Here is a 20,443-nt window from a genome sequence, read left to right as displayed (position 1 = left end):
TCAGGCCGTGTCCGCCCGGGCGGCGAAGCGGTCCCGGAGCTCGCGCTTGAGGATCTTCCCGCTGGCGTTGCGCGGCAGCGCGTCCACGAAGAGGACCTTCTTCGGGGCCTTGAAGTGGGCGAGCTTCGACCGGGCGTGGGCGATGAGTTCGTCCTCGGTGACCTCGGCCTTCGGGACGACGACGGCCGTGACCGCCTCGATCCAGCGCTCGTCGGGGAGTCCCACGACGGCGACCTCGGCGACGCCCGGGTGGGTGTAGAGGGCGTCCTCGACCTGGCGGGAGGCGACCAGCACTCCCCCGGAGTTGATGACGTCCTTCACCCGGTCCACGATCGTGAAGTAGCCCTCGGCGTCCCGGACGGCGAGGTCGCCGGAGCGGAACCAGCCGTGCCGGAACGCCTCCTCCGTCTCCTCCGGCCGGTCCCAGTACCCGTCGCACAGCTGGGGCGAGCGGTAGACGACCTCGCCGGGTGTGCCGTCCGGGACGTCTTCGCCGTCCTCGTCGACGACCCTCGCCTCGACGAAGCGGACGGGCCGCCCGCAGGACTCCATCCGGCCCTCGTGCTCGTCGGGACCGAGCACGGTGGCGAGCGGTCCGATCTCGCTCTGCCCGAAGCAGTTGTAGAAGCGCAGACCCGGCAGACGGTCCCGCAGCCGCTCCAGGACGGGCACGGGCATGATCGAGGCGCCGTAGTACGCCTTGCGGAGGGCCGACAGATCGCGCGCGCCGAAGTCCGGGTGGTTCGACAGGCCGATCCAGACCGTCGGCGGGGCGAAGAGGCTGTCGGCGCGCCCCGTCTCGATCAGATCGAAGAGGACGGCGGGGTCGGGGGCGTCGACGATGGTGTTCTCGGCGCCGACCGCGAGAGAGGGCAGCAGGAAGACGTGCGTCTGCGCGGAGTGGTAGAGCGGCAGCGAGTGGACCGGCCTGTCGTCCTCGTTCAGGTCCAGGGCCTCGATGGCGCTGGCGTACTCGTGGACCAGCGCGCGGTGGGTCATGACCGCGCCCTTCGGCAGGGCCGTGGTTCCCGAGGTGTAGAGCAGCTGCACGTGCTCGCGTGGGTCGCGCTCGGCGTCGTACGCGCCCGGTTCGGCGAGGGCCGCGAGAAACGAGTCGTCCGCGTCCCTCAGCGCCGTCACGGCGAAGCCGTCGGGGACACGGCCGGCCAGGCCCGGGTCGGCCAGGACCAGTGAGCTTCCGGACTGCCCCAGGATGTACGACAGGTCGTCACCGGTCAGGTGGTGGTTGACGGGGACGTGGATCAGGCCCGCGCGCGAGCATGCCAGGAAGGCGATGAGATAGGCGTCGGAGTTGTGGCCGTACGTCGCGACGCGGGCGGACTCCGCCAGTCCGTACCGCTCACGCAGGACGGCGGCGCCGGTGGACACCGCCGCGTCCAGCTCGGCGTAGGTCCAGGAGCGGTCCGCGTACCGCACGGCGATCCGTTCGGGGACACGCTGCGCGCTCATCCGCAGGACACCGTCGACGGTACGGCTCAGGAGTCGTTCCATGCCGGGATCCTCGGTGGGCACGCAGCGGCGGGTCAAGTACCCGGAACCGGATGGCGCGGGTCAGGGGCTGAACGAGAGGAAGACGAACGCGGCGAAGATCGAGAGGTGGACGCCGCCCTGGAGGAGCGTGGCCCGTCCGGGCACCACGGTCAGGGCGCTCACCACGGCGGTGAGCACCAGCAGCACCATGTGGAGGGGCCCCAGGCCGAGCACCAGGGGCCCGGACAGCCAGATCGACGCCAGCGCGATCGCCGGGATCGTCAGACCGATGCTGGCGATCGCGGAGCCGTAGGCGAGGTTGAGGCTGGTCTGCATGCGGTCGCGGCGTGCCGCGCGCACGGCCGCGAGGGTCTCGGGGAGCAGCACCATCAGGGCGATGACGACGCCGACGACCGCCTTGGGCAGGCCGGCGGACTGGACGCCGTCCTCGATGGTCGGCGAGACGAGCTTGGCGTTGCCGACGACGGCGACGAGGGCGAGGACCAGCAGGCCGAGGCTGGCCCAGGTCCGGCGCAGCGTCGGCGGCGCGGCGTGTTCGTCCTCCGACAGCGGCGCCTCCTGGCCGTCGGGCGTGACGGGCAGGAAGTAGTCGCGGTGCCGGAAGGTCTGGACGGCGACGAAGACCCCGTACAGGCAGAGGGAGGCGACGGCGGCGAAGGCGAGCTGGGCGCTGGAGAACTCGGGCCCGGGGTGGCTCGTGGTGAAGGAGGGCAGGACCAGCGTCATCGTCGCGAGGGTGCAGACGGTGGCGAGGGCCCCGCCGGAGCCCTCGGCGTTGAAGACGGCGACGCGGTTGCGCAGGGTGCCGACCAGGACGGAGAGACCGACGATGCCGTTGCACGTGATCATCACCGCCGCGAAGACGGTGTCGCGCGCGTAGGTGGAGGTCTTCTCGCCGCCGCCCGCCATGAGGCTGACGATCAGTCCGACCTCGATGACCGTGACGGCGACGGCCAGGACGAGCGAGCCGAAGGGTTCGCCGACGCGGTGGGCGACGACCTCGGCGTGGTGGACGGCCGCCAGCACGGCGGCGATCAGACAGACGGCGATGAGCGCCACGGCGAAGCCCGGCAGGTCGCGTCCCCACGCGACGCCGAGGGCGACGGCCGCCACGACCGGTCCCCATGTGGTCCACTGCCGTGCAAGACCCGCCGCGCTCGAACTCATGATCAGCATACTGCCACAAAGGGTGTGTACACCGGTCATAAGGTCGGTGGGGCCCGGGCGGACGTCGCCGGGCGGTTCACCCGGCCGGGTCGGCTACATCGCCCGGTCGTGGCCCTCCCAGTACGGCTCGCGGAGCCGCCGCTTGTAGAGCTTGCCGTTGGGGTCCCGGGGCATCGACGTGACGAAGTCCACGGACTTGGGGCATTTGTAGCCGGCCAGGCGCCGGGCGCAGTGGTCGAGGATTCCGGCGGCGAGGGCCTCGTCCGGCTCGTGGCCTTCGGCCGGTTCGACCACGGCCTTGACCTCCTCTCCCCAGTCGGCGTGCGGGATGCCGAAGGCCGCGGCGTCGGCGACGGCCGGGTGGGCGAGGAGGGCCGCCTCGATCTCGGCGGGGTAGATGTTGACCCCGCCGGAGATGATCATGTCGATCTTGCGGTCGCGGAGGAAGAGGTAGCCGTCCTCGTCCAGGACGCCGAGGTCGCCCACGGTGAAGAAGTCGCCGATGCGGCTCTTCGCGGTCTTCGACGCGTCCTTGTGGTAGGCGAAGCCGCCGGTGCTCATCTTCATGTAGACGGTGCCGAGTTCGCCGGCCGGGAGCCGCTCGCCGTCGTCGTCGAAGACGGCCAGCTCACTGATGGGCCAGGCCTTGCCGACCGTGCCCGGCTTCTTGAGCCAGTCCTCGGCGGTGGCGAAGGCGCCGCCTCCCTCGCTCGCGGCGTAGTACTCCTCGACGCATCCTCCCCACCAGTCGATCATGGCCCGTTTCACATGCTCGGGGCAGGGTGCGGCGCCGTGGATGGCGTGACGCATCGACGAGACGTCGTAGCGGTCGCGCGTCTTCGCGGGCAGCGCGAGGAGCCGGTGGAACTGGGTGGGGACCATGTGGGTGTGGGTGCAGCGGTACGCCTCGATCAGGCGCAGCATCTCCTCGGGCGCCCACTTGTCCATGAGGACCAGGGGGTGCCCGATGTGGAGGGCGGCCGCGGCGAACTGGAGGACGGCCGTGTGGTACAGCGGCGAGCAGACGAGGTGGGTGTTGCCGTCGAAGGGCCTGATCCCGAAGATGCCGAGGAAGCCGCCGAGGTAGGTCTCCTCGGGGAGCTTGCCGGGCAGCGGGCGGCGGATGCCGCGCGGGCGGCCGGTGGTGCCGGAGGTGTAGTTCATGACCCAGCCGAGGGTGCGGTCCTCGGGCGCCGACTCGGGGAAGCCCGCGAGGAGTCCGGCGTACGGGCGGAATCCCGGGATCTCGCCGACCGCGTGCCGATGGCTCGCGGGCAGCCCGGCCTCGTCTGCGGCGGCGGCCGCGGCGGCCGCGAAGCGTTCGTGTGCGATGAGCACCTTGGCGCCGGAGTCGGCGACGATCCAGGCGATCTCGGGTCCCACGAGGTGGTGGTTGACGGGTACGAGGTAGAAGCCGGCCTGGGTGGCGGCGAGATGCGCGGTGAGGAACTCCACGCCGTTGGGGAGGACCACGGCGAAGGCGTCGCCGCGTTCCAGGCCCGCCGCGCGCAGTCCGTGGACCAGGCGGTTGGCGTCGGCGTGGAGGCGCCCCGCGGTCCACTCCGTGCCGTCCGGCGCGATGAGAACCGTACGGGTGGGGTCGGCGGCGGCCTGGGACCAGAAACCGTTCGTCTGCTGCGCGTTCACCCCTGGCTCCTTCCGGCGATGCGGTTCAGCCGGTCCATGGCGCGTTCGAAACCGCGGGTGAGATCGTCGAAGACCTGCTGGACGCCGCGCTCGGAGTTCATCCGGCCGACGATCTGCCCGACGGGTGTGCCGAGCAGCGGCTCGACCTCGTGCTTCTGGATACGGGAGACGGCCTCGGCGACCAGCAGGCCCTGGAGGGGCATGGGGAGGGTGCCGGGCCCGTCGGGGTCGTCCCAGGCGTCGGTCCACTCGGTGCGCAGCTGGCGCGCGGGCTTGCCGGTGAGCGCCCGGGAGCGGACGGTGTCGCCGGATCCCGCGGCAAGGAGTTTGGCGGTGAGCGCCCGGGAGTGGAGTTCGGCCTCGGTGGTGGTGAGCCAGAGGGAGCCGAGCCAGACGCCCTGGGCGCCGAGCGCGAGCCCGGCGGCGATCTGTTCGCCGCTGCCGATGCCGCCGGCGGCGAGGACGGGCAGCGGGGAGACGGCGTCGACGACCTCGGGGGTCAGGACCATGGAGGCGATCTCACCGGTGTGGCCGCCCGCTTCGTAGCCCTGGGCGACGACGATGTCGATACCGGCGTCGGCGTGGTGGCGGGCGTGCCGCGCGCTTCCGGCGAGCGCGGCGACCAGGACGTCACGGTCGTGGGCGCGGGCGACGACGTCGGCGGGCGGGGAGCCGAGGGCGTTGGCCAGCAGCTTGATGGGGTAGTCGAAGGCGACGTCGAGCTGGTCGCGGGCGACCTGCTCCATCCAGCCGGTGATGCGCCATCCCGAGGCCTCGCCCTCGGCGAGGGCGGGGACGCCGTGTTCGGCGAGGGTGGTGCGGACGAACTCCCGGTGCCCCTCGGGGATCATCGCCTCCACCTCCGCCTCGCTCACCCCCTCCACCTTCTTGGCCGGCATGACGACGTCGAGGCCGTACGGCAGCCCCTCGGTGTGGTCCTGCATCCAGTCCAGGTCGCGGGCGAGGTCGCCGGGGGCGGTGTAGCGGACCGCGCCGAGGACGCCGAACCCGCCGGCCCTGGTGATGGCGGCGGCCACCGCGGGGAAGGGCGTGAAGCCGAAGATGGCGTGCTCGATCCCCAGGTTTTGGCTCAGCTCCGTCTTCATGGGCGGCAGGATGCCGCAGCGGAACAGCCGAGGGAAGAGCTTTTCTGATGCGGTGTCAGATTCTTTGGGTGCCCGCCCGCTTCCTTGACGCGCCCTCGCCCCGGTAAGAAAGTTTCAGGCGCGAAGGGTGTTCCCGAAGGATTCTTTCAGCGGCGTGGGAGAGGGTAGGGGATGACGGAGGAAACGGCAGAGGGGTCGGTGGGCCGGGGAGTCGGTCGCCGCGCGTTCGGCGGCGGGCTGCTGGCTCTGGGAGGTGCGGTGATGGTCGGCTCGATTCCGGGGGCCGCCGCGGCCTCGGGCCCCGGGCGGGAAAGCGCGGCGTCCGGTCCCGCCCGGGGCGGACGGACCACCCTGCGGCACGGATCCGCCGAGCGGGCCGGACTGCTGCCCGGACATCTCGACCGGCTCGTCACCGACGCCGAGGCCTACCTGGAGCCCTCCCCCGCCCATCCCTGGTACGCGGGGGCCGTGCTGCTCGCGGGGCGGGGCGGTACGGTCGCGCTGCACCGGGCGATCGGCTCGGCCGTCCGTTACGCGCGCTACGACGAGAAGACGGACACCGGCGTCGAACTTCCGGCGGAGCAGCGGATCGCGATGGCCGAGGACACGGTCTTCGACCTCGCTTCCGTCTCCAAACTGTTCACCTCCATCCTCGCGGTCCAGCAGATCGAGCGCGGTGCGCTGGAGCTGGAGGCGAGGGTCACGGCGTACCTCCCCGAGTTCGGCGGCGGCGGCAAGCAGGACGTCACGGTCCGTCAGCTGCTGACGCACACATCGGGGTTCCGTGCCTGGATCCCGCTCTACAAGGAGCCGACCCGGGAAGGGAAGCTGCGCCTGCTGTGGAACGAGGTCCTCGCCGCCGCCCCCGGAACGGCGTACCTCTACTCGGACCTGAACCTGATCTCGCTCCAGCTGGTGCTGGAGGAGATCACCGGTCGCCCCCTGGACGTCCTGCTCCGGGACGAGATCACCGCGCCGCTCGGGATGCACCGCACACGCTTCAACCCGCCCCCCTCCTGGCGGCCGAGGATCGCCGCGACGGAGGACGCCCGGCTTCCCTGGTCCGGACTCGACCGGGGCATGGTGTGGGGCGAGGTGCACGACGAGAACGCGTACGGCCTGGGCGGAGTCGCCGGGCACGCCGGTGTCTTCTCCTGCGCGTGGGACCTCGCCGTCCTGGCCCGCACCCTGCTCAACGGCGGGGCCTACGGGCGCTCCCGGATCCTGGCCCCGGAGTCCGTGGAGCTGATGTTCACCGACTTCAACACCGCGTTCCCGGGGGACGAGCACGGACTCGGATTCGAACTCAACCAGCACTGGTACATGGGCGCCATGGCCACCCCGCGCACGGCCGGCCACACCGGGTTCACCGGTACCAGCCTGGTCCTCGACCCCACCACCGACGCGTTCCTCGTCGTCCTGGGCAACTCCGTCCATCCCGTGCGCACCTGGCGCTCCGGCTCCGCGCCCCGGGTCGCCGCCGCGAACGGCCTGGCGCGTGCCGTGCCTGTCCGCCCGGCACGCGGCAGGACCGCCTGGTTCTCGGGCATGGCGAGCGGCGCGACCGCCACGCTCGCCCTCCCCACGCTGCCGCCCGGAGCCGCGCGTCTGCGGTGCTCCCTGTGGTGGGACACCGAGCCGGGGACGGACGCCGCGTTCCTGGAGGCCTCGCGCGACGACGGCGCGGCCTGGGAGCCGGTGCCGTTCCTCACCGCACGCGAGGGGCAGGAACCGCTGCCCCGGCCCGCGGGTGCGGTGAGCGGCTGGTCCGGTCGGGTCTGGCACGAGGCGACCGCCGACCTCACGGCCTGGGGATCGGCGTCCGTACGGCTGCGCTGGCGGTACACCACGGACCAGCGCTACGTCGGGCGCGGGGTGTACGTCGACGGGCTGCGGGTCGCCGACGGGGCGGGCCGGGTGCTGTTCGACGAGGCGAGGGCGTCGGACGCGTCCGGAATCGAGGCGGTGGGCTGGACCAGGTCGGCGGACTGAACGGGACGGGCCGGGGCCGCGGTCAGGGGCTGGGCCCCGCGACTTGGGCAGGGGCCGCAAGGAGCTGACCGGGCCCGCGGGCAGGGCGGGGGCCGGCCCTCACCGGGGCCGGTCTCTCACCCCTTCTCGGTCGCGGAGAGGAACCGCCCCAGCACCTGGCGGTAATGCTCCGGCTCCTCGGCGGTGGCCAGATGGGCGCTGTCCTCGAAGAGGACCCACGCGGCGCCCGGGACGGCCTCCGCCATGGGCCGGACCAGATCGGGCACGACCACGTCGTACCGCCCGGAGGTCAGCAGCACGGGCAGGTCGAGCTCGCTCAGGCGCTCGCTGACGTCCCACTCCCTCAGGCTTCCGGTGACGTTCCACTCCGGACCCCACAGTGCCGTGTCGACCTCCTCCCGCAGGGTGAGGACGGAACGCACGACGTGCTCGGGCCAGGGGTCCAGGCGGCAGAGCCACCGCTGGTAGAACTCCATGGCGGCGCCGAGGTAGGCGTCGTCGTCGGTCGTGCCCGCCGCCTCGCACCGGTCGATGACCTCCCGTACCCCGGGGGGTAGGGAGTCCTTCAGCCGCCGCGCCTCGGCCGCGTAGGCGGGGGCGTTCGCGATGGGGCTCGCCAGCACGAGGGAGGCCACGCCGGACGGCTTTCGGAGCATGTACTCCAGGAGCACCTGAGTGCCCCAGGAGTGGCCGAGGAGGTGGACACGGTCCAGACCGAGCGCGCGCCGGACGGCGTCGACCTCGGCGACGAAGGTGTCCATCGTCCACAGGGCCGGATCGTCGGGCTGGTCGGACCTGCCGCAGCCGAGCTGGTCGTAGAAGACGACGGTCCGCCCGGCCTCCCCGGTCCGCCCCGGCCCGTCCTCCTCGGCAAGGGCGGCGAGGTCCTCCAGATAGTCGTGCGGAAGTCCGGGCCCGCCGTGCACCACGAGGAGCGGCGGCCTTCCTGACGGCGTCGGCAGGGCACCCACGACCCGGTACCAGGTGTGGTGTCCCCGAAACGGCACGGTGCCCTCGGTGTCGGCCATGGCGCCTCCTGAGAAGATCCGGCGGCAGACGCACCGGCGGCGGAAGATCCGGCAGCCCTTCCATGATGGGCGGGCCGAGGCTGGGGCCGCACGCCGTGGGGCTGCCGCCGGGCTCCGCGGCCGTGCACGGGGGCCGCACGCCGTGGGCCTGCCGCCGGGCTCCGCGGCCGTGCGCGGGAGCCCCACGCCGTGGGCCTACCGCCGTGCGAGGGAGCCCCACGCCGTGGTCAGCCGCCGGGCTCCGCGGCCGTGCGCAGGGCCGACAGGACCGGGCTGATCAGCGGATGGTCCTCCGCCCCGCGCCGTACGGCGGCGAAGACGCGGCGGGTCGGGGCGACGCCGTCCACCGGCCGGATGACGACGTCGGCGAGCTCCATGCCCCGGAGCGCCGAACGCGGCACGAGGGCCACACCGGCCCCGGCCGAGGCGAGCGCGACGACCGCGCGGAAGTCGTCGGAGGAGTGCTCCAGACGCGGGGCGAAGCCCGCGTACTCGCAGGCGAGGACCGTCACGTCGTGGCAGGGATTGCCCGCCGACTGGCCGATCCAGGCGTCCTTGGCGAGATCGGCCAGCGCGACCCGCTCACCGTCGGCGAGCGGGTGGCCGAGGGGCAGTACGGCGTCGAAGGGCTCCGCGTACAGCGGGACGCGGGTCAGCCGGGCGTCGTCCTCGCCGGGCGCGCCCCGGTACTCGACGGCGACCGCCACGTCCACCTGGCGGTCCAGGACCATCATCAGGCTCTCGTCGCCCTCCGCGTCCCGCACCCGGACCCGGATGCCGGGCGAGGTGCGGGCGAGGCCGGTGATCGCCGGGGCGACGACCAGTCCGATGCCGGTGGCGAACGCGGCCACCGTGACCGTACCGGCCTCGCCGGAGCCGTACGCGGCGAGTTCGGACTCGGCCCGCTCCAGCTGGGCGAGGACGGCGTTGGCGTGGTCGAGGAGGATCTCGCCGGCGGGGGTCAGGCGCGCGCCGCGGGCGTTGCGCTCCACCAGCCGGTGGCCGGTCTCCTGCTCCAGGGCGGCGAGTTGCTGGGAGACCGCGGAAGGCGTCAGATAGAGCGCGGCGGCAGCCGCCGTGACCGTGCGGTGGTCGGCCACCGCCCGGAGGATGTGCAGCCGCCGCGCTTCGATCATTCCGCTGGGTCCCGTCCGGTCGGTCCTGCCCGGATCGTCGACCGGGCAGGACCTAGTCTCGCAGGGCCGCGCGGGCGTCGACGAACGCGTCGACCGCGCGGTTCACGTCCTCGGTGGAGTGCGCCGCCGAGAGCTGGACGCGGATGCGCGCCTGGCCCTGCGGGACGACGGGGTACGAGAAGCCGATCACGTACACGCCGCGCTCCAGGAGCAGCTCCGCCATCCGTCCGGCCTCCGCCGCGTCGCCGATCATGACGGGGGCGATGGCGTGGTCGCCGGGGAGGACGTCGAAGCCCTCCTCGGTCATCCGCGAGCGGAAGAGCGCCGTGTTGGCGCGCAGGCGCTCGCGCAGGTCGCCGGCCGACTCCAGCAGGTCGAGGACCTTGAGGGAGCCAGCGGCGATGACCGGGGCGAGGGTGTTGGAGAAGAGGTACGGGCGGGAGCGCTGGCGCAGCAGGGCGACGATCTCGGCGCGGGCGGCGACGTAGCCGCCGGACGCGCCGCCGAGGGCCTTGCCGAGCGTGCCGGTGATGATGTCGACACGGTCCATGACCCCGTGCAGCTCGGGGGTGCCGCGTCCGCCGGGGCCGACGAAGCCGACGGCGTGCGAGTCGTCGACCATGACCATGGCGTCGTGGCGCTCGGCCAGGTCGCAGATCTCGTCGAGCGGCGCGACGTAGCCGTCCATGGAGAACACGCCGTCGGTGACGATCAGCTTGCGCCGGGCACCGCCCTCGGTGGCCTCCTTGAGCTGACGCTCCAGGTCGGCCATGTCGCGGTTGGCGTAGCGGAAGCGGCGGGCCTTGGAGAGCCGGATGCCGTCGATGATGCTGGCGTGGTTGAGGGCGTCGGAGATGACGGCGTCCTCCGGGCCGAGGATCGTCTCGAAGACGCCGCCGTTGGCGTCGAAGCACGAGGAGTAGAGGATCGTGTCCTCCTGGCCGAGGAACGACGACAGCCGGGCCTCCAGCTCCTTGTGCACCTCCTGCGTGCCGCAGATGAAGCGCACGGACGCCATGCCGTAGCCCCAGCGGTCGAGCGCCTCGTGGGCGGCGGCGATGACCTCGGGGTGGTCGGCGAGGCCGAGGTAGTTGTTGGCGCAGAAGTTGAGCACCTCGCCGGGCCGCCCGCCGGAGGTGACGGCGACGGTGGCGGACTGCGGGGTGCCGATGACCCGCTCGGGCTTGTGCAGGCCGGCGGCGCGGATCTCGTCGAGGGTGGTACGGACGTCGTCGCGTACGGAGGAGAACATCGAGGGCTCCTGAGGAGGTGAGAGGCGGGACGGTGCGGGGCGGTCCGGGGGGGGTCCTGTCGGTCAGGCCGCGGACCCGGCGAGATCGACGGCCTAGAGCCCGCTGTCCCAGTCGAGGATGATCTTGCCGCCCTTGCCGGACGCGGCGTCGTCGAAGGCGGCCTCGAAGTCGCGGTAGTCGTACCGGCCGGTGATCACCGGGGAGAGGTCCAGCCCGCCTTCCAGGAGGACGGACATCGCGTACCAGGTCTCGTACATCTCGCGGCCGTAGATGCCCTTGATGGTGATCATGGAGGTGACGATCTTCGCCCAGTCGACGGAGAAGTCCTCCGCGGGCAGACCCAGCATCGCGATCTTGCCGCCGTTGGTCATGTTGGCGACCATGTCGCGCATGGCGCGCGGGTTGCCGGACATCTCCAGGCCGACGTCGAAGCCCTCCTTGAGGCCGAGTGTGCGCTGCCCGTCGGCGATCGTCCCCTCGGCGACGTTCAGGGCCAGCGAGACGCCGGCCTTGCGGGCGAGGTCGAGGCGCTCCTCGCTCACGTCGGTGATGACGACGTTGCGGGCGCCCGCGTGCCTGGCGACGGCCGCGGCCATGATGCCGATCGGGCCGGCGCCGGTGACCAGCACGTCCTCGCCGACGAGCGGGAAGGACAGCGCGGTGTGCACGGCGTTGCCGAAGGGGTCGAAGATCGCGGCGATGTCGAGGTCGACGGGGACCCGGTGCACCCAGACGTTGGACGCGGGCAGGGCGACGTACTCGGCGAACGCGCCGTCGCGGCCGACGCCGAGTCCGACGGTGGCGCGGCAGAGGTGGCGGCGGCCGGCAAGGCAGTTGCGGCACTTGCCGCAGACGAGGTGGCCCTCGCCGCTGACCAGGTCGCCGACGGCGATGTCCGCGACGTCACGGCCCGTCTCGACGACCTCGCCGACGAACTCGTGCCCGAGCGTGAGGGGCGTGGCGATGGTCTTCTGCGCCCAGCCGTCCCAGGAGCGGATGTGCAGGTCCGTGCCGCAGATGCCGGTCCGTCTGACCTTGATCAGGACGTCAGCGGCGCCGATCTCCGGCTCCGGCACGTCCGTGAGCCAGAGTCCCGGCTCCGCCTTCTGCTTGACCAGTGCCTTCAATGCCATGGCTCCCGACGTACGAGTCCTGTGAGTGAGGGGGTCCGGGCGCGGTTTCGCGCCAAGATCCCCGAAGGAGAATCTTCCGTACGCGGGGCCCCCGGTCCATCGAGGTTTTCTTAAGCACGGTCGCAGATCAGCTTCACGTCCCGGTGCGGACGCGCCGACGGGCACCCGCCGGGGACGGCCGGCGGGCGTCGCGAGTCACCGTCCGAGGGCCGCCATCGCCGCGTTGCGTCCGGGGACACCGCTGACTCCGCCGCCCCGCACGGCACCGGCGCCGCACAGCAGCACGTTGGCGTGGGCGGTCTCGACGCCCCACCGGCCCGCGCCGTCGTCCCCGTAGGGAAAGGAGAGGTCGCGGTGGAAGATGTGGCCGCCGGGAAGGCGGAGATCGCGTTCCAGATCGAGCGGTGTCCTCGCCTCGACGCAGGGCCGGCCTTCCGCGTCCAGGGCCAGGCAGTCGGTGATCGGCTCGTCGAGGACGGCGTCGAGCTCCGCGAGGGTCGACTTGAGCAGTTCGGCGCGGGTGGTGTCGTTGTCGGCGGCGAAGAGGCGGGCGGGGGTGTGCAGTCCGAAGAGCGTGAGGGTCTGGTAGCCGCGCGCGGCGAGGTCGCGGCCGAGGATGGTCGGGTCGGTCAGGGAGTGGCAGTAGATCTCGGAGGGCGGGGCGCTCGGCAGCCCGCCTGCGGCGGCCTCGGCGTAAGCGGTGGCGAGCTGCTCGTATCCCTCGGCGATGTGGAAGGTTCCGGCGAACGCCTCGCGGGGGTCGACGGAGCGGTCCCGCAGCCTGGGCAGCCGGGTGAGCAGCATGTTGACCTTGAGCTGGGCGCCCTCGGCGGGCGGCGGGGGCGTCTCGCCCAGGAGGTCGGCGAGGGCCTGCGGGGAGGCGTTCACGAGTGCGTGCTCCGCCTCGACGGTCCCCTCGCCGTCGGCGGTGCGGTAGGTGATCCCGGCCCGCCGGCCGTCGGTCTCGATACGGGTCACCTCGTGGCCGGTGCGGATCTCCGCGCCCGCCGTGCGGGCTGCGTCCGCGAGGGCGTCGGTGAGCGCGCCCATGCCGCCGACGGGCACCTCCCAGTCGCCGGTCCCGCCGCCGATCACGTGGTAGAGGAAGCAGCGGTTCTGCACCAGGGAGGGGTCGTGGGCGTCGGCGAAGGTGCCGATGAGGGCGTCGGTGAGGACGACGCCCCGCACGAGGTCGTCGTGGAAGGTCTCCTCGACGGCGGCGCCGATGGGCCGCTCGAAGAGCATGCGCCAGGCGGTCTCGTCGTCGACGCGGGCGCGCAGTTCGTCGCGGCTCGGCAGCGGTTCGGTGAGCGTGGGGAAGACGCGCTCGGCGACCTGGGCGGTACGGCCGTAGAACGCCTGCCAGGCCTCCCACTCGCGGTCGGAACCGGTGAGCCTGGCGAAGGAGGCGCGGGTGCGGTCGGGGCCGCCGCCGACGAGGAGTCCGCCGTCTCCCCGGGGGGTGTACGAGGAGACGGACCGTTTCCGCACGGCGAACCGGAGGCCCAGCTCGCGCACGATCATCTGCGGCAGGAGCGAGACGAGGTAGGAGTACCGGGAGAGACGGGCGTCCACCCCCGCGAAGGGCCGGGTGGAGACGGCGGCCCCGCCGGTGGAGCCGAGGCGTTCCAGGACGAGGACGGTGCGTCCGGCGCGGGCCAGGTAGGCGGCGGCGACCAGTCCGTTGTGGCCACCGCCGACGATGACGGCGTCGTACGAGCGCTGTGCGGTCATGTCTCTTGCTAGCACGCGGACATCCCGGCGCGGAACCCCGCCCTCCGCCCGGCCGCGCCGGCGGGCGGCGGACGAGAGCGGGCGCGAACGGCCGGGTCAGGGGGGCGGGGGGCGCAGGGCGGCGACGCGGCGGTAGAGGTCGACGGCCTCCGCGTGGCGGCCGAGCCGCTCCAGGCAGTGCGCCTCGTCGTGGCGACCGGTGAGGGTGTCGGGGTGGTCGGCGCCGAGGACCCGCTCACGGACCTCGGCGACCTGGCGGTAGGCGGTCAGGGCCTCCTCCCAGCGGTCCAGCCAGCCGAGGCAGACGGCGACCTCGCGGCGGCTGAGGAGGGAGTCGGGATGCTCGGCGCCGAGGACCCGCTCACGGACGGCGCAGACGTCCCTGGCCTCGGCGAGGGCCTCCTCCCAGCGGGCCAGGCGCCCGAGGTTGACGCCGAGGCCGTGCCGGGCGCGCAGCGTCTCGGGGTCCTCCGGGCCGTGGACGCGGGTGCGGTCCGCCACCAGGTCGCGGTAGAGCTCCAAAGCCTCGGCGCCTCGGCCGAGGCGGCCCAGACAGATGCCCACCTCGTAACGGGCGGCGAGCGTGGCCGGGTGGTCGGGGCCGAGGACGGAACAGCGGGCCGCCTCGACGTCGCGGTAGGTGGACAGCGCCTCGGACCAACGGCCCAGCCGGCCCAGGGTGGAGGCGACCTCGTAGCGGGTCACCAGGGTGTCGGGGTGGTCTGCGCCGAGAAGCCGGGCCCGGGCCTCGGCCACCTCCCGCGCCAGCCGGTACGACTCCTCCGTGCGGCCGAGGCGGCCCAGGTTGAAGGCGAGGTTGTGACGACAGCGCAGGGTGTCGGGGTGGTCCGGGCCCATGGTGCGTTCGCGGGAGGCGAGCACGGCGGCGTAGACCTCGTGGGCCTCGAAGTGCCGCCCGAGCCGCCCCAGGACGTACGCCGTCTCCTGGCGCGCGGCCAGGGTGTCGGGATGGTCGGCGCCGAGCGTGCGCGCGCGGCCCTCGGCGACCCGGCCGAACTCGCGCAGGGCGTCGGCCGGGCGGGAGAGCCTGCTGAGCGTGAAGGCGTACTCGTACCGGCTGGCGAGGGTGTCGGTGTGGTCGGGGCCGAGGACCCGCTCACGGTCCTCCGCCACACGGCGGTGGACGTCCCGCGCCTCGTCCCAGCGCCCGAGCCGGCCGAGACCGAGGCCGGCCCGGTGCCGGCCGGCCAGCACGGCGAGCAGTTCGGCGGGGGCGGCGGGGCGGGCGGGCACGGAGGGCTCCGCCGGCCGCACGGCGGGCAGCGCCGTCGTCCATTCCCCGGTCAGCCCGACGGACGGATCGTAGGCCGGCCTGCGGAGCGCGGCGGAGCCGGCGGTCGCCTTGTGACCGACGGTCATGCCCCGGGTCCAGGAGGGCAGTCGGGAGGACGGGAACGCGGCCCACGGTGTCGCCGTCGCCGTGGCGCCGCCGGTCACGGCCGGGCCGGTGTGAGCGGTCGCGGTCGTGACGGCGGGCGCGGTCGCGGCGGGGGCGTGGACGGCCGCCGGGGCGGGTCCCGTCCGTGCCGTGACGATCCGGCGGCGCAGATCGCCCGCGTCCGTAGGGCGCCCGTCCGGCGTCTTCGCCAGCAGGTCGAGGACGATCCGGTCCAGGTAGTCGGGCAGTTCGGCGCGGTGCGTGCGCAGCGGGCGCGGCGGGGTGTCACGGTGCCCGACGAGGACGGCCCAGGCGTCGTCGAGGTCGAACGGCGGGGCACCGGTGGCGATCTCGTACAGCACGCAGCCCAGCGAGTACAGATCGCTGCGGTGGTCGACCTCGCCGCCGCTGATCTGCTCCGGAGACATGTAGTGCGGCGTCCCCATGGCGATGCCCGTGCCGGTGAGGCGCGAGGTGAAGCCGATGTCGGCGCCGAGGCGCGCTATCCCGAAGTCGCAGATCTTCACGGCCCCGTCGCCGAGCCGCATGATGTTGGCCGGCTTGAGGTCCCGGTGCACGATGCCCTGGCGGTGGGTGTAGGCCAGGGCGTCGGCGACCTGTTCGGCGATGTCGACGACGTCATGGACCGGGAGCGGGTGCTGCTGGTTCTCCTCCAGGAGCTGGCTGAGGTTGTGGCCCTCCAGCAGCTCCATGACCAGGAAGAGCACCCCCTCCGACTCGCCGAAGTCGTGGACGACGGTGACCCCGCGGTGCTGGAGGGAGGCGGCGACCCGCGCCTCGCGCCGGAACCGCTCGCGGAGCACCCGCGTGAAGTCGGGATCCCGCTGAGGCCCCAGCGGCCTGAGGCACTTGACCGCGACGCGGCGCCCGAGCGACTCGTCGGTCGCACGCCACACCTCGCCCATGCCGCCGCGCCCGATCACGTCGTGCAGCCGGTAGCGGCCCTGGATCAGCCTGGTTTCCGCCATCTCGTGCTGTCGCCCCCGTTGATTCGTCGCGCCCTCCCCGGCCTGTCCAGTATGGCGGCCGGTCTGCGGAGTTTGTACGGGGCGGGGGCGCGCGGCACTCGGAAGGAGCCGGGTGGTGAGGTCGCCGTGGCGACGAGAGCGGCCGCCAGGGCGAGGCCGGCGAGCGTGGCGAACAACTCCGGATATCCGCCCAGGGGGACCGCGAGCAAGGCGGCCGCGAAGGGGGCGAGGGCGGAGGCCGTCAGGGAGGGGGCGCCGAGGAGTCCGGAGAGCCGGCCGTAGTGCTCGGTGCCCCAGCGGTCGGTGATCGCGGTGGCCTGGAGGAGGGTGAGGTTGCCGCGGATCATGCCGGCCGCGATCGAGACCGCGATCACCAGGCCGTACGGGCCCGGGGTGACCGCGAGGGCCGCGGTGGTCAGGGCGCCGAGCGCGATGAGCGTCGTGGTGCGGACCGTGGTTCCGGTGGAGCGGGCGAGCGGGGCGTAGAGGGTGCGGCCCGCCGTCTGGCCGGCGCCGCCGAGGCCGAGGGCCCAGGCGGCCTGGGACGTGGTGTAGCCGCGGTCGAGGAGGAGCGGGACCAGGGTGACGACGACGGCGTACATCGCGAAGGACGAGACCGTGAAGGCGACGGCGAGCAGGACGAAGGGCCGGCTGCGGGCGATCACCCCGGGGCCCGCGTCCGTGCCGTCCGGCGCGGGGGGTTCCGGCGGCGGCCAGGGCGCCCTGAGCGCGAGGGCGTGGGCCGGGATGGTGACCACGGCGAGGATCGCGGCCAGCACCAGGTAGGTCCCTCGCCAGGACAGGTGGTCGGCCAGGACGGCGGTGAGCGGCGCGAAGACGGTGGAGGCGAGGCCGCCGGCGAGGGTGACGATCGTCAGGGCGCGGACGTGGTCGGGGGCCCACCAGCGGGTGAGGGCGGCGAAGGCGGGCTGGTAGAAGGTGGCGGCCATGGACAGACCCGCGAGGATCCAGCCGGCGAAGAAGACGGGCAGGTTCGGTGCCAGTGCCACGAGGGTGAGGCTCGCGACGCCGGCCGCGGAGCCCGCCGTCATGACCGCGCGCGGGCCGCGGTGGTCGATCACGCGGCCCACCCTGATTCCGGCGATCGCGGAGATGACCAGGGCGAGCGAGAACGCCGCCGTCGTGGCGCCGGTGGACCAGCCGCTGTCGGCGGTGATCTGCGGGTTCAGGACCGGGAAGGCGTAGTAGACGACGCCCCAGCCGGTGATCTGGGTGGCGCAGAGCGCGGGCAGGACGGCGCGGGGCCGCGACCGGTCCCCTGCTCCGGTCGCGGCCCCGCGGGTGTGGGGGTCGGTCATCGGGAGATCAGCAGCATCCGCCCGCGGCGACCGGTACACGCGGGACGTCGTCGGCGGAGGCGCCCGTGCCGGTGCAGCAGGTGCTGCCCTGTTGCCTGGTGAGGGTGCCGGCGTCCGCCTTGACCACGTACACCTCCCACGGTTCGCGGCCGGGGCCGTGGACCCACACCTTGTCCTGGACGGCGTAGCAACACGTGGTGTCGTTCTCCTCCGTCGTCGCCAGCCCTTCCCCACCCAGGCGGGTGGCGGCGGCGCGGACCGCCTCGGTGGTGTCGACCTCCACGCCGAGGTGGTCCATGCGGGTGTCCTCGGTCTCGGCGCCTTCGATGAGGACGAGCTTGAGCGGCGGTTCCGCGACGGCGAAGTTGGCGTAGCCGTCGCGGAGCTTGGCGGGCTCGGTGCCGAAGAGCTTCGTGTAGAAGGCGACGGATGCCGCCAGGTCGGGAACGCGCAGAGCGAGTTGAACGCGGGACATGGTGTCCTCCGATGTGTGGGTGGGGTGGATGGGCGGGTCAGCAGCCGCCGGAGGCGGCCGTGGCTCCGACGCCGGTCCGGAGCTCCGCCGGGATCGCGCAGCAGCCGCCGTCGGTCGTCGTGTCGGCGGGTCGGTCGAAGAGGCCGGCGCCGCCGCAGACCCCGGTCTCGGGAAGGACGAGCTCGACGCGCTCGGCGGACGCGTGGTCCCCGGCGATCGCGGCGACGACCGAGCGGACCTGTTCGTAGCCGGTGAGCGCGAGGAAGGACGGAGCGCGGCCGTAGGACTTCATGCCGACCAGGTAGACGCCCTCCTCCGGGTGCGAGAGCTCCTTCACTCCGTGCGGGTGGACGGTGCCGCAGGAGTGCTGGTTCGGGTCGATGAGCGGCGCGAGCGCGACGGGGGCCTGGAGGCGCTCGTCGAGGTCGAGGCGCAGCTCGTCGAGGAAGGTCAGGTCGGGGCGGAACCCGGTCAGGACGATGACCTCGTCGACCGGCCCGGTGCGGCGGCCGTCCTCGGCGACCAGGACCAGCCGCTCGCCCTCGCGCTCGATCGCAGCGGTACGGAAGCCGGTGACGGCCTCGGCGTACCCCTCGTCCACCGCTGCCCTGGCGGCGAGGCCGAGGGCGCCGCGAGCCGGCAGCTGATCGGCGCTTCCCCCTCCGAAGGTGGCCCCCGAGACGGCCCGGCGCAGGATCCAGGCGGCACGTGTCCCGCTACCGTCCGCGGAGGTGGCGAGGGCGGCGAGCGAGGCGAGCGTGGTGAAGGCGGAGGCTCCCGAGCCGATGACGGCGGTGCGCCTCCCGGCGTATCGGGCCCGCACGGCGGGGTCGTCGAGGTCGGGGACGCGGTAGGAGACCCGGCCGGCCGCCGCGCGCTCACCGAGGGCCGGGAGGCCGTCCCCGCCGGCCGGGCTCGGGGTCGACCACGTACCGGAGGCGTCGATCACGGCGCGGGCGAGGAACCGCTCCTCGCGTCCGTCGCCGTACCGGACGTGCACGGTGAAGGGCTGCCGCCCCCGGTCGGCATCGACGACGCGGTCGCGGCCGGTACGGGAGACGCCGGTGACCCGGGCGCCGAGCCTGATCCTGTCGCCGAGGACGTCCGCGAGCGGCTGGAGGTAGCCGTCCGCCCAGTCCCCGCCGGTCGGGTACGTGTCCGAGTCGGGCTTGACCCAGCCCGTGGGCGCGAGCAGCTTCTCGGCGACCGGGTCGACGACCTCGCCCCAGGCGGAGAAGAGCCGCACGTGGGACCACTCCCGCACGGCCGCGCCGGCCCGGGCGCCGGCCTCCAGGACCAACGGCTCCAGGCCCCGGTCGACGAGGTGCGCGGCGGTGGCCAGACCGGCGGGGCCGGCTCCGACGACCACCACGGGCAGCTGGTCGGTGGCGGTGATGTTCACGGCTCTTCCCCTTGCTGATTCGACGTTCGTCGATCTCCTGGTCGCCAGCATGGCACCTGATTCGACAAGCGTCAACATAGACATGCATCGAATCCGGGTCGTGGCCGTCGAGCCCGCCGGGCAGCGGGGCAGGGCTCGGGAGGTGCGCCTCGGAGGCCGTTGGTTCGACGTGTGTCAACATAGATACATGTCGAACGTGAAGGCGCTCCCCCTGCTGGAGCCCGAGATAGCGCCCTGCTGTCCGCCGCTGGACGAGCGGCCGCTGACCGCCGAAGAGGCCGCCCGGACCGCGGTCATGTTCAAGGCGCTGGGGGATCCGGTCCGGCTGCGGCTCTTCTCCGCCGTCGCCTCGCACCAGGGCGGCGAGGCATGCGTCTGCGACATCTCCGACGTCGGCGTCTCCCAGCCCACGGTCTCCCACCACCTCAAGAAGCTGAGGGAAGCCGGGCTGCTCACCTCCGAACGGCGCGGCACCTGGGTCTACTACCGCGTCGAGCCCACCGTCCTCGCGGCCATGGGAGCGCTTCTCACCAAGACCGCCTCCGTCTGACCGCGGCCCGAGGACGCCCGCGCGGACAGGAGTGGCACGGCCGCGTGCGCCGACAGGCGGCTACCAGGAGCACGGCTCGTCGCCCGAGGGGTGCCGCGGCGTTCGGAGATCGCCGGGCCGTAGGGAGGCAGGGTGCCCGTCCGGGAGAGCGAGGACGAGATCGCGGCCCGGCCTCTGGAGGAGACCTTCCCCGTGCGCCCCGACGCGAGTGCGCGTCTCCCCCCACCTGGCCCCGGCACCGCGCGATGTGAGAGGCGGCACCGGACGCCGGCCCGGCCGTCCTCGCCGGGGTGCGGGCCGTGCGCGCGGTGGAGCCGGCGGGTGCGACGCGCCGGTCGGGCCGTCACGGATGCCGGTACGGCGCAGGCGGGGACACACGGGAGTCATACGACGAGCACGCGGACCGTCAGGACCGTCGCCACCGGCCGATCCGGCACCGGCCTATCGGCACCACGGACGACCGTCGACCCGTGCCGGTCACCCCTCACCGGTCCTCTCCCAGCCGTCCGTGCCGGGAAGGGGCGCCTGGTCGACGTCGCCCGGGCGGTCCTCTCCCAGCCGTCCGTGCCGGGAAGGGGCGCCTGGTCGACGTCGCCCGGGC

15 protein-coding genes are annotated in these 20,443 nt (G+C 73.3%); 2 read left to right on the top strand and 13 right to left on the bottom strand.

The window, feature by feature from the left end; translation table 11 throughout:
* The 4 genes from AB0K65_RS18790 to AB0K65_RS18775 form a co-directional block, all read right to left on the bottom strand.
* On the bottom strand, positions 1-1,512 hold the full coding sequence (locus AB0K65_RS18790; RefSeq protein WP_365717819.1) for a fatty acyl-CoA synthetase: 1,512 nt from the start codon (positions 1,510-1,512) through the stop codon (positions 1-3).
* A gap of 60 nt (positions 1,513-1,572) precedes the next feature.
* The gene (locus AB0K65_RS18785; RefSeq protein ID WP_365717817.1) at positions 1,573-2,679 is read right to left on the bottom strand and encodes an ionic transporter y4hA; all 1,107 of its coding nucleotides are present in this window, start codon (positions 2,677-2,679) and stop codon (positions 1,573-1,575) included.
* Between the two features lie 93 nt (positions 2,680-2,772).
* Entirely contained in the window at positions 2,773-4,326 is a 1,554-nt protein-coding gene (locus AB0K65_RS18780) for an acyl-CoA synthetase (RefSeq protein ID WP_365717815.1), read from the bottom strand.
* Entirely contained in the window at positions 4,323-5,432 is a 1,110-nt protein-coding gene (locus tag AB0K65_RS18775) for a nitronate monooxygenase family protein (protein WP_365717813.1), read from the bottom strand. The genes AB0K65_RS18780 and AB0K65_RS18775 overlap by 4 nt, the downstream gene beginning before the upstream one ends.
* Positions 5,433-5,603: 171 nt before the next feature.
* Between AB0K65_RS18775 and AB0K65_RS18770 the strand changes: the two genes are divergently transcribed.
* On the top strand, positions 5,604-7,424 hold the full coding sequence (locus AB0K65_RS18770) for a serine hydrolase (protein WP_365717811.1): 1,821 nt from the start codon (positions 5,604-5,606) through the stop codon (positions 7,422-7,424).
* 116 nt (positions 7,425-7,540) lie between these two features.
* Here the strand turns inward: AB0K65_RS18770 and AB0K65_RS18765 are convergent, their stop codons facing one another.
* From AB0K65_RS18765 to AB0K65_RS18725, 9 genes are all read right to left on the bottom strand, one after another.
* Entirely contained in the window at positions 7,541-8,452 is a 912-nt protein-coding gene (locus AB0K65_RS18765; protein WP_365717809.1) for a proline iminopeptidase-family hydrolase, read from the bottom strand.
* Between the two features lie 227 nt (positions 8,453-8,679).
* The gene (locus AB0K65_RS18760; RefSeq protein WP_365717807.1) at positions 8,680-9,588 is read right to left on the bottom strand and encodes a LysR family transcriptional regulator; all 909 of its coding nucleotides are present in this window, start codon (positions 9,586-9,588) and stop codon (positions 8,680-8,682) included.
* A gap of 52 nt (positions 9,589-9,640) precedes the next feature.
* Positions 9,641-10,840: a glycine C-acetyltransferase gene (locus tag AB0K65_RS18755; RefSeq protein ID WP_365717805.1), complete on the bottom strand. Its 1,200-nt coding sequence runs from the start codon at positions 10,838-10,840 to the stop codon at positions 9,641-9,643.
* A 93-nt stretch (positions 10,841-10,933) separates the two neighbouring features.
* Positions 10,934-11,968: an L-threonine 3-dehydrogenase gene (tdh, locus tag AB0K65_RS18750; RefSeq protein ID WP_365717976.1), complete on the bottom strand. Its 1,035-nt coding sequence runs from the start codon at positions 11,966-11,968 to the stop codon at positions 10,934-10,936.
* 201 nt (positions 11,969-12,169) lie between these two features.
* A complete protein-coding gene (locus AB0K65_RS18745; RefSeq protein WP_365717802.1) occupies positions 12,170-13,708 on the bottom strand; it encodes an NAD(P)/FAD-dependent oxidoreductase in 1,539 nt (512 codons plus the stop codon).
* 96 nt (positions 13,709-13,804) lie between these two features.
* Complete coding sequence (locus AB0K65_RS18740; RefSeq protein ID WP_365717800.1) at positions 13,805-16,096, bottom strand: serine/threonine-protein kinase; 2,292 nt, start codon at positions 16,094-16,096, stop codon at positions 13,805-13,807.
* Positions 16,078-17,415, bottom strand: coding sequence for an MFS transporter (locus AB0K65_RS18735; RefSeq protein ID WP_365717798.1), 1,338 nt, complete (start codon positions 17,413-17,415; stop codon positions 16,078-16,080). The genes AB0K65_RS18740 and AB0K65_RS18735 overlap by 19 nt, the downstream gene beginning before the upstream one ends.
* A 7-nt stretch (positions 17,416-17,422) precedes the next feature.
* Complete coding sequence (locus AB0K65_RS18730; protein ID WP_365717796.1) at positions 17,423-17,890, bottom strand: ArsI/CadI family heavy metal resistance metalloenzyme; 468 nt, start codon at positions 17,888-17,890, stop codon at positions 17,423-17,425.
* A 37-nt stretch (positions 17,891-17,927) separates the two neighbouring features.
* Complete coding sequence (locus AB0K65_RS18725; protein ID WP_365717794.1) at positions 17,928-19,292, bottom strand: NAD(P)-binding domain-containing protein; 1,365 nt, start codon at positions 19,290-19,292, stop codon at positions 17,928-17,930.
* A 187-nt stretch (positions 19,293-19,479) separates the two neighbouring features.
* Between AB0K65_RS18725 and AB0K65_RS18720 the strand changes: the two genes are divergently transcribed.
* The gene (locus AB0K65_RS18720) at positions 19,480-19,842 is read left to right on the top strand and encodes a metalloregulator ArsR/SmtB family transcription factor (protein ID WP_365717792.1); all 363 of its coding nucleotides are present in this window, start codon (positions 19,480-19,482) and stop codon (positions 19,840-19,842) included.
* Positions 19,843-20,443 lie beyond the last annotated feature (601 nt).

Origin of the sequence: Streptomyces sp. NPDC053755, assembly GCF_040677675.1 — a bacterium.
Lineage (GTDB): Bacteria > Actinomycetota > Actinomycetes > Streptomycetales > Streptomycetaceae > Streptomyces.
This window is presented reverse-complemented; position numbering and strand designations above follow the sequence as displayed.